Below are 15,730 nucleotides of genomic sequence, written 5' to 3'. Positions count from 1 at the left end.
ACCCGCTGCGCGGCTCTGTCGGATTTTCAGGCACAGGCATACTATGCGCGCCATGCAAATATCCTCTGATCACCCGCTGCTGTTACGAATCGTCGATGACCTGGCCGAGCGCGGCTGGTCGCAGCAGAATATTTTCCTGCCTCTGGATCTGACCCGGGCTCTGGCGGCCGAGTGCCGTAAACGTGCCGCCGAGGGTGAGCTGGCTCCGGCCGCCGTCGGCCGTGGACCGACTTCGGAGATTCGCGAGGGAATCCGCGGTGATCATATCCAGTGGATCGATCCCGGCCAGGCCGAGGCTTGCGACAGCTACCTGAGCTTGATGGACAGCCTGCGCGAGGCGATCAATCGCGGGTTGTTCCTGGGGCTGGAGGATTTCGAAAGCCATTTCGCGATGTATCCACCCGGCGCGTTCTACCTCAAGCACCTCGACCGTTTTCGCGATGACGACCGGCGCATGGTCTCGGCGGTGGTCTACCTCAACGACGGCTGGCTGCCTGAGCACGGCGGTCAGTTGCGCATGTACCTGGACAATGAGCGTGCCTACGACGTGCAACCTACCGGCGGTTGCCTGGTGGTGTTTCTCTCTGGCGAAGTGCCCCACGAAGTCTTGCCGGCAGCCCGCGAACGCCTGTCATTGACCGGCTGGTTCCGGCGACGTGGCAACGAGCCGTTCTGACATGGAAAAGATTCTGGTCAGCCGCTGCCTGTTGGGCCACCGCGTGCGTTACGACGGTGGGGCCAGCGGGCCATTCGATCTGCTACAGCAGTGGCTCGATGAAGGTCGGGTTGTGCCCGTGTGCCCGGAAGTTGCCGGTGGCTTGCCGACGCCCCGGGCAGCTGCGGAAATTCCCGGTGGCCAGGGCACTCAGGTACTCGATGGCCAGGCAGCGGTGATCACCACTGAGGGTGAGGACGTCAGTGCGCAGTTTCTGTCCGGGGCTTATCAGGCGCTGGAACTGGTGCAAAAACACGGCATCCGCATTGCCGTGCTCAAGGCCAACAGCCCATCGTGCGGTAATCTGCTGACCTATGACGGCACGTTCAGCGGTGTGAAAATCAGTGGCGAAGGGGTGACGGCTGCGTTGCTCAAGCGCCATGGCGTTCAAGTCTTCAGCGAGCTCGAGCTGGCCGAAGCCGCGGCCGCACTATTGATCTAAGGCTCATCACCAAATCCTGTAGGAGCCAGCAAGCCGGCTCCTACAAATGATCGTGCTAGTTTCAGGGTTTGGGAGTTGCCCCAAACCACTTCTTCTCCAGCGCTTCCATTCGGCCATCGTCCTTGATCCGCTGCAGCGCGTTTTCAAGGCTTGCATGGAACGCCGGATTACCTTTCTGAAACGGAATTGCCAGGTTCACGGCCGGGTTCGCCTTGGGCTTTTCTTCCGTCAGTGACTGCACCAGCAGGATTGATTGCGGTTGTTCTTTTTGCGCGATCAATTGCGCATTGGTCTTGATGTAAGGCTCGCTGAAGTCGAAACGATCCGTCATCTCCGGGGTCTGTGTAATGTGATTGATGGCGATGTCGTATTTGCCGCTTTCCACGCCATTGAGCAGATCGCTGGAATCGGTGACGACAAAGTCGGCGCGCACATCCAGCTCATTGGCCAGCATCTGACCCAGCTCGACTTCGAAGCCGCTCAGCTTGTCGTCCTCCTTGAAATTGAAAGGAGGTGTATTAGCCTCAACGGCAATGCGCAATTCGCCTCGGTCATTGACGTCGTCAATCAGTTCGGCATGGGCCAATGGGCTCAGAAGGGGTATCAGGCAGATCAGGCCAGGCAGAAAGCGCATGGTCACTCCTTTGAATTTATTATCGCGACCCTCTGATTCAGGCTCGCTTTGCTATGGTTGTCGAGTGCCTTCGACAACAAATGGCCATGAAGTTGTCATGGTCAGGCGGATTTTACGGAAAAACTGGAGAAGAAAATGAAAAGCTTTACGTCACGTGCAGCGCTGGTTGGCCTGCTGATGGGTGTTTCGGTACTGGCAAGCGCAGCAACCCCGGCTCCGAAAGGGGCCGAAGTGTCCATCGTTTCTCCTGCAGACGGTGCGACGGTGCCGAAAACTGTCGTGGTCAAATTTGCTGTCGAGAACATTGCCCTGGCACCAGCAGGCGATGTCACCAAAAACACCGGTCACCACCATCTGCTGATTGATGTCGACGAACTGCCGGCGGCCGGTGCGCCGATTCCGAACGATGCCAATCATTTGCACTTCGGCAAGGCGCAGACCCAGGCTGAAGTCACGCTCACGCCGGGCAAGCACACCTTGCAGCTGGAGTTGGGCGATAGCGGCCACATGCCGTTCGATCCACCGATCCTCTCTGAGAAAATCACGGTCAACGTGAAATAAAGTAGCGAGCCCCAGTTGGGCTGACGTTATTCACTGTAGGAGCGAGCCTGCTCGCGATGGTCGTTGACGATAACGCGTGTTTACTGGATGAACGCAGCGCTCTTGAGTCCATCGCTAGCAGGCTCGCTCCCACAAAAAAGGGAGCCCCGAGGGGCTCCCTTTTTCAACTGCGGCCTGTTCTTAGAACAGTACACGGCAACGAATGGTGCCGTTGATGTGCTGCAGCTTCTCTTGCGCCAGGTCCGAGTACTCGGCGTCTACGTCGATTACCACGTAGCCAACCTTCTCGTTGGTCTGCAGGAACTGACCGGAGATGTTGATGCCGTTTTCGGCGAAGACCTTGTTGATCTCGCTGAGTACGCCCGGGATGTTTTCGTGGATGTGCAGCAGGCGGTGCTTGCCAGGGTGAGCCGGCAAGGCCACTTCCGGGAAGTTCACGGACGATACCGACGTACCGTTGTCGCTGTACTTGACCAGCTTCTCTGCCACTTCCAGACCGATGTTGGCCTGGGCTTCAGCGGTGGAACCGCCGATGTGCGGGGTCAGGATCACGTTGTCCAGACCACGCAACGGGCTTTCGAACTCTTCGTCGTTGGAGCGTGGCTCCACCGGGAATACGTCGATGGCCGCGCCGATCAGGTGCTTGTCCTTGATGGCCGCTGCCAGGTGGTCCAGTTCGACCACGGTGCCGCGAGCAGCGTTGATCAGGATGCCGCCTTTCTTGATGGCGCGGATTTCCTTCTCGCCCATCATCCACTGGGTGGCGGCGGTTTCTGGTACGTGCAGCGAAACGATGTCGGACATCGCCAGCAGCTCGTGCAGGTTACCTACCTGAGTCGCGTTACCCAGTGGCAGCTTGGTGATGGTGTCGTAGAAGTACACCTGCATGCCCAGGCCTTCCGCCAGGACCGACAGTTGAGTGCCGATCGAGCCGTAACCGACGATACCCAGCTTCTTGCCACGGATTTCGAAGGAGTTGGCTGCGCTCTTGATCCAGCCGCCACGGTGGCAGGAAGCGTTCTTCTCAGGGATGCCACGCAGCAACAGGATCGCTTCGGCCAGCACCAGTTCCGCTACGGAACGCGTGTTGGAGTACGGCGCGTTGAACACGGCGATACCGCGTTCGCGGGCGGCGTTCAGGTCGACCTGGTTGGTGCCGATGCAGAAACAGCCAACAGCTACCAGCTTCTTCGCGTGATCGAAGATCTCTTCGGTCAGTTGGGTGCGCGAGCGAATGCCGATGAAGTGAGCGTCCGCGATCTTTTCCTTGAGCTGGGCTTCCGGCAGAGAACCTGTGAGGTACTCGATGCTGGTGTAGCCCGCCGCCTTGAGGACGTCGACAGCCGATTGGTGGACGCCTTCGAGAAGAAGGAACTTGATCTTGCTCTTATCGAGAGAAGTCTTGCTCATCTGCGTAAACCTGTATCCCGGAGAAAAATGGCAGGAAAGGGAGCAGCCCGGAGCTGACCCGCACGGCAGGAAAGCCGTCACCGCAGAACAGTCGTTGGGCACTATGCTGCGGGGTCGGTATGCTAGCATAAGCGCCCCGCTAAACACTCATTCCTGCGACGTGAAGCGTTCTCAGGATGACCATGAATTGTTCGAGAGTTCTGTCGATGACCAATCCTGCCCTGATTGATGAGCTGAAGACCCTGGTTGAGCCTGGCAAGGTGCTGACCGATGCCGACTCCCTGAATGCTTACGGTAAGGATTGGACCAAGCATTTCGCGCCGGCCCCGACCGCCATTGTTTTCCCCAAGACCACCGAGCAGGTCCAGGCCATTGTCCTGTGGGCCAATAAACACAAGGTGGCGCTGGTGCCGTCCGGCGGTCGTACCGGATTGTCCGCCGCCGCAGTGGCAGCCAATGGCGAAGTGGTTGTGTCCTTCGATTACATGAACCAGATCCTCGACGTGAACCTGACCGACCGCACTGCCCGTTGTCAGCCGGGCGTGGTGACCAAGCAATTGCAGAACGTCGCAGAGGAAAAAGGCCTGTACTACCCTGTGGACTTCGCATCGTCCGGTTCCAGCCAGATTGGCGGCAATATCGGCACCAATGCCGGCGGAATCAAGGTCATTCGCTACGGCATGACCCGTAACTGGGTAGCCGGCATGAAAGTCGTCACCGGTAAGGGCGACGTGCTGGAGCTGAACCGTGACCTGATCAAGAACGCCACGGGCTACGACATGCGTCAGCTGTTCATCGGCGCCGAAGGCACTCTCGGTTTCGTGGTCGAAGCGACCATGCGCCTGGACCGTGCGCCGAAAAACCTGACCGCGATGGTCCTTGGCACCGCCGATTTCGACTCAATCATGCCGGTGCTGCACGCTTTCCAGAACAAGCTCGACCTGACCGCGTTCGAATTCTTCTCCGACAAAGCCCTGGCCAAGGTCATGGGGCGTGGCGATGTGCCGGCGCCGTTCGAAACCGACTGCCCGTTCTATGCGCTGCTGGAATTCGAAGCGACCACCGAGGAAGTGGCCAACCACGCGCTGGAAACTTTCGAGCACTGCGTTGAGCAAGGCTGGGTACTGGATGGCGTGATGAGCCAGAGCGAAACCCAGTTGCAGAATCTGTGGAAGCTGCGCGAATACATCTCCGAAACCATTTCCCACTGGACGCCGTACAAGAACGACATCTCGGTCACCGTGTCGAAAGTCCCGGCGTTCCTGAAGGAAGTCGATGCAATCGTCGGCGAACACTATCCGGACTTCGAAATCGTCTGGTTCGGCCACATCGGCGACGGCAACCTGCACTTGAACATCCTCAAACCGGATGATCTGAGCAAAGACGAGTTCTTCGCCAAGTGCGCCACCGTCAACAAGTGGGTGTTCGAAATCGTCCAGAAGTACAACGGTTCGATCTCCGCCGAGCACGGCGTGGGCATGACCAAGCGTGACTATTTGACCTACAGCCGCTCACCGGTCGAGATCGAATACATGAAAGCGGTCAAGGCGGTGTTCGACCCGAATGGCATCATGAACCCGGGCAAGATTTTCGCCGTTTGATTTTCGAACTTTAAGAGCACGAAGCAGGAGTCGGTAATGAGCTATCAGCACCAGTATGTCGACGGTACGCGTATTCACTTCCCGTTGGGGAAGGTGGTGTGCATCGGCCGTAACTACGCCGAGCACGCCAAGGAACTGGACAACCCGGTGCCGACCGAACCACTGCTGTTCATCAAGCCGGGCAGTTGCGTGGTGTCGCTGGAGGGTGGATTCAACATCCCGACCGAGCGTGGCTCAGTGCACTACGAAGCGGAAATCGCGGTGTTGATCGGCAAACCATTGTCGACCAAACCGAGCCGTGAAGAAGTGCTCGATGCCATCTCCGGTTTCGCCCCGGCCCTGGACCTGACACTGCGCGACAAGCAGGCGGAGCTGAAGTCCAAGGGCCTGCCGTGGGAAATCGCTAAATCGTTCGATGGCGCGGCGGTGATTGCTCCGTTCGTGTCCGGCAGCACCTTTGCTGACCTGACTGACATTGGCATCCGCCTGACCATCAACGGTGAAGTCCGCCAGGATGGCAACAGCAGCGCAATGCTCAACCCGATCGTACCGATGATCCAGCACATGGCCGGCTGCTTCTCGCTGCAGGCCGGTGATGTGATCCTGACCGGCACGCCGGTGGGTGTGGGGCCGTTGAATGTGGGCGACGAGATCGTCCTGGAACTGCCGGGTGCCAGCAGCTTTACCAGCAGCGTTCGTTAAAAAAGCAAAAGATCGCAGCCTGCGGCAGCTCCTACAGAGATCGGTGTAGGCGCTGCCGCCAGCTGCGATCTTTTGATTTGGCTGAAACGCAAAAGGCCGATCCCGCCATTTCCCGTTTTTTTCACATCCTGTCTGGATAATTCCAAGGCTTGCGGCCGACTGGCCGGGCTCAATTGTGCTATTACCCCTAGCCTGAATTTCTGGAACGCATTCCCTGATGGCCATCCAACCGCTCTCCACGCTTAAAACTGCCCGCCGCTCGCGCTTCGCCCTGCGTTGGTACACCTGGCTTTTGCTGGTGGCCGCCATCGCTTATGGGGTCGCATTTGCCATGCATTGGGACGATCGTGGCGTGCTCTGGATGCAGGAAAATCTCGAAAGCCCGGCCGAGCGCCAGGAGAGTGTCTGGTTGCCGGACTACCAGGCTGTGATCGACGCCAAGCTGCTGCCGGGCATGGAAAAGGATGAGGCCTCCGATCTGGCCTACGATCCTCAAACCAAAACCCTGTTTTCGGTCATGGGTAAAAATCCCTTTCTGGTCGAACTGACCTTGCAGGGCGATGTTCTACGCAAAATGCCATTGGTGGGCTGGAGCAACCCGGAAGGTGTCACCGTGCTGGGCAACGGCCTGCTGGCCATTGTCGATGAGCGTGACCATCAGATCACCATCGTCAAAGTCGATGCCGACACCCGCGAACTGAACCTCGCCGATTTCCTCAAATACGACCTCGGACCTTCGAAAGACCAGAACAAGGCGTTTGAAGGTGTCACCTGGGATGCCCGTAATCAGCAACTGTTGCTGGGTGAAGAGCGTCCCCCCGCGCTGTTCACCTGGAAAGGCGACGGCAAGACGCTCACCGGTGACAAGCAACGACTCGTCAGCAACGATTTGGACATCCGTAACCTTTCGGCCTTGGCCATCGATCCGCGCACCGGCCATACCCTTGTGCTGTCCGCTGACTCTCACCTGTTGCTGGAGTTGGACGAGAAGGGCGAGCAGGTCAGCTTCATGACCTTGCTGGGGGGCTTCAACGGCCTGAAAAAGACCATTCCGCGCGCCGAAGGCGTGACGATGGACGAGGCAGGTACGCTGTATATGGTAAGTGAGCCGAACCTGTTTTACCGGTTCGAAAAGCAGAAGTGACGTTTACGTTTTACAGGAATAATTACGCTCGGTTGTGCGACTTGGCCAGTGGCCATTAAGCTTCAGTTCAGACAGACGTGATATTTCATCCGCCTGTCTTGAACCCGAGCCCTCCCGAATGCGCCGATTTGCCCGCCCCAAGCCCTTGATTCTGATCTTGTCAGTGATATCTCTGATCGTACTGATCGGGATCGGGCAGTACATGCGCCTTTTCGAACGCGCCTGGTTCAACCTGCACACCCTGTGGCAGCCGATGAGCACCCAGTCCATCGGGCTGGATCGGTACCAGGTGGCCGCAGAGGCGCAAGTGATTGAAGGCTTGAACGACGATGTTTCGGCGTTGACCTTCGACCCTGTACGCAAAAGCCTCTTTACCGTGACCAACAAGAATTCCGAACTGATCGAGCTATCCCTCGATGGCAGGATTTTGCGTCGCGTTTCGCTGATCGGTTTCGGCGATCCGGAAGCCGTGGAGTTCATCAGCGCCGATACCTATGTCATCACAGACGAGTCTCAGCAGCGGCTGATCAAGATTCACCTGGAGCCGGGCGTGACTTTTCTCGATGCGGCAGATGCCGAACAGATGACCCTCGGCGTGCACATGAGCGGCAACAAGGGGTTTGAGGGGCTGGCTTATGATTCGGTGGGCAAGCGGCTGTTTGTTGCCAAGGAACGCGACCCGATGCTGATCTACGAGGTGCACGGATTTCCGCATTTCAATCCCGAAAAATCCTATGCAGTTCACGTGATCAACAACCCCAAGCGCGATGCCGGGATGTTCGTGCGCGATCTGTCGAGTCTGCAATACGACGAACGAAGCGGTCATTTGCTGGCGCTGTCGGACGAGTCCAACCTGATTCTGGAGCTGGACGTGGACGGGCGACCGCTGAGCACCATGTCGCTGATCAAAGGCCGGCAAGGTCTGAAGAAAACCGTACCGCAGGCAGAAGGCATCGCCATGGATGACGAGGGCACCATGTATCTGGTGAGCGAGCCGAACCTGTTTTACGTGTTCAAAAAACCAACCCAGCCTTGAGGCTGACACGGTTCCTGTAGGACCTGGCTTGCCAGCGAAGGGTGCAAGACATTCGACATCGATGTCGGCCATTACACCGCTTTCGCTGGCAAGCCAGCTCCTACAGGGGATTGTGTGAGCTTATTCAGCGCGCAGGGTTTTCACACCTTCGCTGGTCCCAAGCAGCAACAGATCCGCCGGACGCGCCGCGAACAAACCGTTGGTGACCACGCCGACGATGGCATTGATCTGCGTCTCCAGCTCCACCGGGTTGGTGATCTGCATGTTGAACACGTCGAGGATGATGTTGCCGTTGTCGGTCAGTACACCTTCACGATAGACCGGATCGCCACCGAGCTTGACCAACTCACGCGCCACGTGGCTGCGGGCCATTGGAATCACTTCGACCGGCAGCGGGAACGCACCGAGTACGGGCACCAACTTGCTGCCATCAGCGATGCAGATAAAGGTCTTGGCCACGGCCGCGACAATCTTTTCGCGGGTCAGGGCCGCACCGCCGCCCTTGATCAGGTTCAGGTGCTCGTCGCTTTCATCGGCGCCGTCGACGTAGAACTCCAGGTCGCTGACGGTATTGAGTTCGTACACCGGTATGCCGTGGCCCTTGAGGCGTGCGGCGGTGGCTTCGGAACTGGCGACGGCGCCATCGAATGCACCCTTGTGCTTGGCCAGCGCGTCGATGAAGCAGTTGGCGGTGGAGCCGGTGCCGACCCCGACGATGCTCTTGTCGTCGAGTTTCGGAAGGATGAAGTCGACGGCGGCCTGAGCCACTGCCTGTTTGAGTTGATCCTGGTTCATGCGGGCTCCGGGGTGCCGAGGAGAGAACGAAAGGCCGGCATTATAGGCTTCGGGGCCGGGAAGGTCATTGCCCGATTGGCAGATCGACCGTTCCTTGTAGGAGCGAGCTTGCTCGCGATGGTCGTGAACGATTACGCGTGAAAATAGATGTGCAGCGGTGCCATTGCGTTTTTCGCGAGCAAGCTCGCTCCTACAACAGGTGGTCGTGTGGCCAAAAGCCGGGTTAGACTCCGTGGTCCTGCCCAACCCGCTCAGTGATGCTTTCCGATGCTTGAACAGTACGTCAAAAAGATCCTCACCTCGCGCGTTTATGACGTTGCCGTAGAAACCCCATTGCAGACTGCCCGCCAGCTCTCCGAGCGGCTGGGCAACAGTATTTTGCTCAAGCGCGAAGACTTGCAGCCGGTGTTCTCGTTCAAGATTCGCGGCGCCTACAACAAGCTGACCCAGCTGAGCGATGAAGAACGCGCTCGCGGCGTGGTCACCGCTTCTGCGGGCAACCATGCGCAAGGTCTGGCCCTGGCGGCCAAGGTGTTGGGCGTGAAAGCGACCATCGTCATGCCCAAGACCACTCCAGAGATCAAAGTCGAAGGCGTGCGCTCGCGCGGTGGCAAGGTGGTGCTGCATGGTGATTCGTTCCCGGAAGCGTTGGCCTATTCGCTGAAACTGGTCGACGAAAAAGGCTACGTCTACATTCACCCCTACGACGATCCGCACACCATTGCAGGGCAGGGCACGGTAGCAATGGAGATTCTGCGCCAGCACCCGATGCCGCTGGATGCGATTTTCGTCCCGGTGGGTGGTGGCGGCCTGATCGCCGGCATCGCCGCGTATGTGAAGTATTTGCGCCCGGACATCAAGGTCATCGGTGTCGAGCCGGATGATTCCAATTGCCTGCAAGCGGCGATGGCGGCTGGTGAGCGCGTGGTGCTGCCGACCGTGGGCCTCTTCGCCGACGGCGTCGCGGTGGCCCAGATCGGTCAGCATACCTTTGATATCTGCAAAGACTATGTCGATGAGGTGATCACCGTCAGCACCGATGAAATCTGCGCGGCGATCAAGGACATCTACGACGATACCCGTTCAATCACCGAACCTGCCGGCGCCCTGGGCGTGGCCGGGATCAAGAAGTATGTCGAACAGCGCGGCGTCACCGGGCAGACCTTCGTGGCGATCGATTCCGGCGCCAACGTCAACTTCGACCGTTTGCGTCATGTGGCCGAGCGCGCCGAGCTGGGCGAGGGTCGTGAAGCGATCATCGCCGTGACCATTCCCGAGAAGCCGGGCAGCTTCAAGGCGTTCTGCGAGGCCATCGGCAAGCGCCAGATCACCGAATTCAATTACCGCTACAACACCGGCAGCGAAGCGCACATCTTCGTCGGTGTGCAGACGCACCCGGAAAACGACCCGCGCAGCGCGCTGATCGCCAGCCTGAGCGGGCAGGGTTTTCCGGTGCTGGACCTGACCGACAACGAACTGGCCAAGCTTCACATCCGTCACATGGTTGGCGGCCGCGCTGCGCATGTGGTCGATGAAGTGATCTTGCGCTTCGAGTTCCCGGAACGTCCGGGCGCGCTGTTCAACTTCCTCAACAAGCTTGGCGGGCGCTGGAATATCTCGATGTTCCACTACCGCAACCATGGTGCGGCGGATGGTCGTGTCGTCGCGGGCCTGCAAGTGCCTCACGACGAGCGCCACCTGGTGCCGGCGGCGCTGGAAGAAATCGGTTACCCATACTGGGACGAAAGCGACAATCCGGCCTATCAGCTGTTTCTTGGCTGAACGGCTACGCTGACGGGTAAGATAATAAGGAAATCTGACAATGGAATCGTTAACTGCCCTGAAAGCGGCGCACATGGTGGCAACGGTTGTACTGCTGGCTTGTGCGCTGGGGTTGGGAGTCTGGGTTTTGCTCGCGCGGCGCAAGGGTGATGCGACGGCGGGCAGCCGCACCTTGCAGGGGCCAAGAGTGTTTGTCTGGCTGCTGATGGGCCTGGCACTGCTGAGCATGCCGTTCACCGGCTGGGGGATGGTGCATCTGGTGGGCTGGCCGCTGGGCCAGACCTGGTTGCTGGCTTCCAGCGTGCTGTACACCGTGGCGGCGCTCGCGTGGTTCTGGTTGCTGGTGCGGCTGAACAAGCTGCGCAAAACGCCCGGTGACGTGGGGAAATTCACCTTTGCCTTGGCGTTGTTCAGCTTTGTCTGCTTTATCGCCATTGCCGGGTTGATGGGCGCCAAGCCGGTTTAGTGCTTGAGACCGAGTTGAACCTGTCGGCGGCAAGCCAGCTCCCACAGGGCGAGTGCTGCCCTTGTAGGAGCCGGCTTGCCGGCGATGGCGTCTTCAGTCGCGCAGAGTGATTACCGGCCAACCACGTTTCTCGGCCTCTGCCCGCAGATTCGGATCCGGATCCACTGCTACTGGATTCGTCACCTGCTCCAGCAACGGCAAATCATTCATCGAGTCGCTATAGAAGTAGCTGTCCTCCAGCGAATATCCGGTTTCTTCCAGCCAACGATTCAACCGTGTCACCTTGCCTTCGCGGAAACACGGCACATCGGTGCTGCGCCCGGTGTAGCGGCCATCGAGCATTTCGCACTCGGTAGCGATCAGGGTTTCAACGCCCAGACGCACGGCAATCGGTGCGGTGACGAAGCGGTTCGTGGCGGTGATGATCACCAGTTTGTTGCCGGCGTCGCGGTGCTTTTTCAGCAGTTCGAGGGCCTTGGGCAGCATGATCGGCTCGATGCAATCGCGCATGTAGTCGCTGTGCCACTGATCCAGCGTGGCCATCTCGGTGCGACCCAGAACCTCCAGGCAGAAGTTCAGGTAGGCAGCGTTATCCAGCTTCCCAGCCAGGTAATCCTGATAGAACTCGTCGTTGCGCGTCTTGTAGGCGACGGCGTCAAGGAAGCCGCGCTCGCACAGGTAATCGCCCCAAGCGTGATCGCTGTCACCGCCAAGAAGAGTGTTGTCCAAATCGAATAGAGCCAGGCGCATTGCAGTTACCCGCTGATATGTCTGTAAAAAGGCGACAAGAATACGGTCTTTTCACAAGAGTGCACATAAGGTAGGAACCTTCGTTGCCGCCTTCACAACCTTTGTGGAACAATGCGACGACATGCGTTTGCGAGGTTGTTGCCGTGATCGACCCCGATGGTTTTCGCCCTAATGTCGGGATCATTCTGACGAATGACGCCGGCCAGGTGCTATGGGCTCGCCGTATCAATCAAGATGCCTGGCAGTTTCCGCAGGGGGGAATCAACCCCGAAGAGACGCCGGAAGACGCCTTGTACCGCGAGCTGAACGAAGAAGTTGGCCTGGAGCGCGAAGATGTTGAAATTCTCGCCTGCACCCGGGGCTGGTTGCGCTATCGTTTGCCGCAACGTCTGGTGCGTACCCACAGCCAACCGCTGTGCATCGGCCAGAAACAGAAGTGGTTTCTCCTGCGCCTGGTCTCGAACGAGCAACGGGTGCGGATGGATTTGACCGGTAAACCGGAATTCGATGGCTGGCGCTGGGTCAGTTATTGGTATCCGTTGGGCCAGGTGGTGACATTCAAGCGCGAGGTGTATCGACGCGCTCTCAAAGAGCTTGCCCCGCGCCTTTTAGCGCGCGACTGACGACGGAGTTCGACCCCGAGCCATGCTCAATACGCTGCGCAAGATCGTCCAGGAAGTTAACTCCGCCAAGGATCTCAAGGCGGCGTTGGGGATTATTGTGTTGCGCGTCAAAGAGGCCATGGGCAGTCAGGTCTGCTCGGTCTACCTGCTTGATCCCGAGACCAACCGGTTCGTATTGATGGCCACCGAGGGCTTGAACAAGCGCTCGATCGGCAAGGTCAGCATGGCCCCCAACGAAGGTCTGGTTGGCCTGGTCGGCACGCGTGAAGAACCCCTGAACCTCGAAAACGCCGCGGATCACCCGCGCTACCGCTACTTCGCCGAAACCGGTGAAGAGCGCTACGCCTCCTTCCTCGGGGCGCCGATCATTCACCACCGCCGCGTCGTCGGCGTGTTGGTCATTCAGCAAAAAGAACGCCGTCAGTTTGATGAAGGCGAAGAAGCCTTCCTCGTGACCATGAGCGCGCAGCTCGCCGGGGTTATCGCCCATGCCGAAGCCACCGGTTCGATCCGTGGCCTGGGTCGTCAGGGCAAGGGCATCCAGGAAGCCAAGTTCGTCGGTGTGCCCGGCTCACCCGGTGCAGCGGTCGGTACCGCGGTGGTCATGCTGCCTCCGGCCGATCTGGATGTGGTGCCCGACAAGACCGTCACCGACATCGACGCCGAACTCGGGCTGTTCAAGACGGCCATCGAAGGCGTGCGTGCCGATATGCGCACGCTGTCGGCCAAACTCGCTACGCAGTTGCGCCCGGAAGAGCGCGCGTTGTTCGACGTCTACCTGATGATGCTCGACGATGCCGCGCTGGGCAGCGAAGTCACCACCGTGATCAAGACCGGCCAGTGGGCCCAGGGCGCCTTGCGCCAAGTGGTCACCGATCACGTCAACCGTTTCGAATTGATGGACGACGCCTACCTGCGCGAGCGCGCTTCGGACGTCAAAGACCTCGGCCGCCGACTGCTCGCCTATTTGCAGGAAGAGCGTCAGCAAACCCTGGTCTATCCCGACAACACCATTCTGGTCAGCGAGGAACTGACGCCGGCAATGCTCGGCGAGGTGCCGGAAGACAAGTTGGTGGGTCTGGTGTCGGTACTGGGGTCGGGCAACTCCCACGTCGCGATCCTGGCCCGGGCCATGGGCATCCCGACGGTGATGGGCCTGGTCGACCTGCCGTATTCCAAAGTCGACGGCATCGGCATGATCGTCGACGGTCACCGCGGCGAGGTCTACACCAACCCCAGCGATGTGCTGCGCAAGCAATTCGCCGAGGTGGTGGAAGAAGAGAAACAACTGGCCCTGGGCCTCGATGCATTGCGCGATCTGCCGTGCATCACGGTCGATGGACACCGCATGCCGTTGTGGGTCAACACCGGCCTGCTGGCGGATGTGGCGCGTGCGCAGAAGCGTGGTGCCGAAGGTGTTGGTCTGTACCGCACCGAAGTGCCATTCATGATCAACCAGCGCTTCCCGAGTGAAAAGGAACAACTGGCGATCTACCGCGAACAACTGGCGGCGTTCCACCCGCAACCGGTGACCATGCGTAGCCTGGACATCGGCGGCGACAAGGCGTTGTCGTATTTCCCGATCAAGGAAGACAACCCGTTCCTCGGCTGGCGCGGCATTCGCGTCACCCTCGACCACCCGGAAATCTTCCTGGTGCAGACCCGCGCCATGCTCAAGGCCAGCGAAGGCCTGAATAACCTGCGCATTCTGCTGCCGATGATCTCCGGTACTCACGAACTCGAAGAAGCCCTGCACCTGATTCACCGGGCCTGGGGTGAAGTGCGTGACGAAGGCACCGACGTGCCAATGCCACCGGTTGGGGTAATGATCGAAATTCCGGCGGCGGTCTATCAGACCAAGGAACTGGCGCGCCAAGTGGACTTCCTCTCGGTCGGTTCCAATGACCTGACCCAGTACCTGCTGGCCGTGGACCGCAACAACCCACGGGTGGCCGACCTTTACGATTACCTGCATCCGGCAGTACTTCAAGCGCTGCAGAATGTGGTGCGTGATGCCCATGCCGAAGGCAAACCTGTAAGCATCTGCGGCGAGATGGCCGGTGATCCGGCGGCGGCGGTGCTGTTGATGGCGATGGGTTTCGACAGTTTGTCGATGAACGCCACCAACCTGCCGAAGGTGAAGTGGATGCTGCGTCAGATCAACCTGAGCAAGGCCAAGGAATTGCTCGCCGAACTGATGACCATCGACAATCCGCAAGTTATCCACAGCTCGTTGCAGTTGGCGCTGAAGAATCTCGGGTTGGCGCGGATGATCAATCCGGCGGCGGTGAAGGCACTTTAAAGATTTTGATCTCGACTTCCCCCAAATGCCCGCCAAACGGCCCGAAGCTGCGCTCGACCATATGCCGCGCCCCATCCGCCTGCACAATCAACGCCGTACTCGCCCGTGTCCCATAACTTTGACTGGCGATAAATACACTCGACAACAACGTCTCGGTCGCCAACCCGACACCGGTATCCGGAAGATCGGCAAACGGCGCCGTCTGTGCGTCGCTCAATAACGCCAACAGCGCCTGGGGCTGCGGGTCCAGCAGCACCTCGCTCAGGGCAGCCTTGGCCTTGAGCAGTTTCGGCCATGGCGTGTCCAGTCCGGCGTTCGACAATCCATAGATCCCCGGTTGCAGCATCACAGCCTCAGAATCGCGTGCATTGAAGTGCCAAAGCTCATGACTGTTGCCGACCAGCAAGTTAAAGCCGGCGTATTCGAGCGAACGTCGGACAACGTCGCTTAAATAGTCATCAATCGATTGGTCTCCACTGAGAAAGCCGGCCACCAGTTCGCCGCGAGACTTTCGTGAGGGCGGTTGATGGGGGTCGCGAATATTGGTCAAAGCGGCAAAGCGACCGTTGGCACCGATACCCAGCCAGGTACCGCCGGCTTCCAGGTCGCGACCGGCATGCACATGCGGTGCTTCCGGCCATGGCGCGAGCGGCAGGCTGGGGCGGGCGTAGAATTCATCGCGGTTGGCCGCGACAAGCAGCGGCTGGGCATGACCCGGTCGCCAGGCAAAAACAATCAGGCACATAAGGGCGTCCTAGTGTGTTTTT

General features: G+C 59.1%; 16 protein-coding genes. 11 read left to right on the top strand and 5 right to left on the bottom strand.

Annotation, left to right across the window (positions count from 1 at the left end; translation table 11 throughout):
• Positions 1 to 43: 43 nt before the first annotated feature.
• Both AD668_RS25840 and AD668_RS25835 read left to right on the top strand, forming a co-directional pair.
• Complete coding sequence (locus AD668_RS25840; protein ID WP_053163589.1) at positions 44 to 676, top strand: 2OG-Fe(II) oxygenase; 633 nt, start codon at positions 44 to 46, stop codon at positions 674 to 676.
• 1 nt (position 677) lies between these two features.
• Positions 678 to 1,157 carry a DUF523 domain-containing protein gene (locus AD668_RS25835; RefSeq protein WP_053163586.1) on the top strand — a complete coding sequence of 160 codons (480 nt, stop codon included), beginning with the start codon at positions 678 to 680 and terminating at the stop codon, positions 1,155 to 1,157.
• Positions 1,158 to 1,218: 61 nt separating this feature from the next.
• Here AD668_RS25835 and AD668_RS25830 read toward each other — a convergent pair whose 3' ends face one another.
• On the bottom strand, positions 1,219 to 1,791 hold the full coding sequence (locus AD668_RS25830) for a transporter substrate-binding domain-containing protein (RefSeq protein ID WP_053163582.1): 573 nt from the start codon (positions 1,789 to 1,791) through the stop codon (positions 1,219 to 1,221).
• A 135-nt stretch (positions 1,792 to 1,926) separates the two neighbouring features.
• Between AD668_RS25830 and AD668_RS25825 the strand changes: the two genes are divergently transcribed.
• A complete protein-coding gene (locus tag AD668_RS25825) occupies positions 1,927 to 2,352 on the top strand; it encodes a DUF4399 domain-containing protein (protein WP_053163579.1) in 426 nt (141 codons plus the stop codon).
• A 180-nt stretch (positions 2,353 to 2,532) separates the two neighbouring features.
• Here the strand turns inward: AD668_RS25825 and serA are convergent, their stop codons facing one another.
• Positions 2,533 to 3,762: a phosphoglycerate dehydrogenase gene (gene serA, locus AD668_RS25820; protein WP_046032306.1), complete on the bottom strand. Its 1,230-nt coding sequence runs from the start codon at positions 3,760 to 3,762 to the stop codon at positions 2,533 to 2,535.
• A 206-nt stretch (positions 3,763 to 3,968) separates the two neighbouring features.
• Between serA and AD668_RS25815 the strand changes: the two genes are divergently transcribed.
• From AD668_RS25815 to AD668_RS25800, 4 genes are all read left to right on the top strand, one after another.
• Positions 3,969 to 5,363 carry an FAD-binding oxidoreductase gene (locus tag AD668_RS25815; protein ID WP_053163575.1) on the top strand — a complete coding sequence of 465 codons (1,395 nt, stop codon included), beginning with the start codon at positions 3,969 to 3,971 and terminating at the stop codon, positions 5,361 to 5,363.
• A 36-nt stretch (positions 5,364 to 5,399) separates the two neighbouring features.
• A complete protein-coding gene (locus AD668_RS25810) occupies positions 5,400 to 6,065 on the top strand; it encodes a fumarylacetoacetate hydrolase family protein (RefSeq protein ID WP_053163573.1) in 666 nt (221 codons plus the stop codon).
• 217 nt (positions 6,066 to 6,282) lie between these two features.
• The gene (locus AD668_RS25805; RefSeq protein ID WP_053163569.1) at positions 6,283 to 7,209 is read left to right on the top strand and encodes an SdiA-regulated domain-containing protein; all 927 of its coding nucleotides are present in this window, start codon (positions 6,283 to 6,285) and stop codon (positions 7,207 to 7,209) included.
• A gap of 118 nt (positions 7,210 to 7,327) precedes the next feature.
• Positions 7,328 to 8,245: an SdiA-regulated domain-containing protein gene (locus AD668_RS25800; RefSeq protein ID WP_053163566.1), complete on the top strand. Its 918-nt coding sequence runs from the start codon at positions 7,328 to 7,330 to the stop codon at positions 8,243 to 8,245.
• 120 nt (positions 8,246 to 8,365) lie between these two features.
• Here the strand turns inward: AD668_RS25800 and rpiA are convergent, their stop codons facing one another.
• Positions 8,366 to 9,040: a ribose-5-phosphate isomerase RpiA gene (gene rpiA, locus AD668_RS25795; protein ID WP_053163564.1), complete on the bottom strand. Its 675-nt coding sequence runs from the start codon at positions 9,038 to 9,040 to the stop codon at positions 8,366 to 8,368.
• 267 nt (positions 9,041 to 9,307) lie between these two features.
• Between rpiA and ilvA the strand changes: the two genes are divergently transcribed.
• Complete coding sequence (ilvA, locus tag AD668_RS25790; RefSeq protein WP_053163561.1) at positions 9,308 to 10,822, top strand: threonine ammonia-lyase, biosynthetic; 1,515 nt, start codon at positions 9,308 to 9,310, stop codon at positions 10,820 to 10,822.
• A 40-nt stretch (positions 10,823 to 10,862) separates the two neighbouring features.
• Positions 10,863 to 11,288 carry a DUF2269 domain-containing protein gene (locus AD668_RS25785; RefSeq protein ID WP_053163558.1) on the top strand — a complete coding sequence of 142 codons (426 nt, stop codon included), beginning with the start codon at positions 10,863 to 10,865 and terminating at the stop codon, positions 11,286 to 11,288.
• A 93-nt stretch (positions 11,289 to 11,381) separates the two neighbouring features.
• On the opposite strand, the gene AD668_RS25780 is transcribed toward AD668_RS25785, so the two are convergent.
• A complete protein-coding gene (locus AD668_RS25780) occupies positions 11,382 to 12,038 on the bottom strand; it encodes an HAD family phosphatase (RefSeq protein ID WP_053163556.1) in 657 nt (218 codons plus the stop codon).
• A 143-nt stretch (positions 12,039 to 12,181) separates the two neighbouring features.
• On the opposite strand from AD668_RS25780, the gene AD668_RS25775 reads away from it, so the two are divergent.
• Positions 12,182 to 12,661, top strand: coding sequence for an RNA pyrophosphohydrolase (locus AD668_RS25775; RefSeq protein ID WP_053163553.1), 480 nt, complete (start codon positions 12,182 to 12,184; stop codon positions 12,659 to 12,661).
• Positions 12,662 to 12,683: 22 nt separating this feature from the next.
• Complete coding sequence (gene ptsP, locus AD668_RS25770; RefSeq protein ID WP_053163550.1) at positions 12,684 to 14,963, top strand: phosphoenolpyruvate--protein phosphotransferase; 2,280 nt, start codon at positions 12,684 to 12,686, stop codon at positions 14,961 to 14,963.
• On the opposite strand, the gene AD668_RS25765 is transcribed toward ptsP, so the two are convergent.
• Positions 14,935 to 15,708 (bottom strand): NRDE family protein, encoded by a 774-nt coding sequence (locus AD668_RS25765; protein WP_053163547.1) that lies wholly within the window; start codon positions 15,706 to 15,708, stop codon positions 14,935 to 14,937. The genes ptsP and AD668_RS25765 overlap by 29 nt on opposite strands.
• Positions 15,709 to 15,730 lie beyond the last annotated feature (22 nt).

This window comes from Pseudomonas sp. P1.8 (assembly GCF_001269805.1).
Lineage (GTDB): Bacteria > Pseudomonadota > Gammaproteobacteria > Pseudomonadales > Pseudomonadaceae > Aquipseudomonas.
Note: the sequence above shows the minus strand (reverse complement) of the source record. Positions and strands in the feature narration are given on the sequence as shown.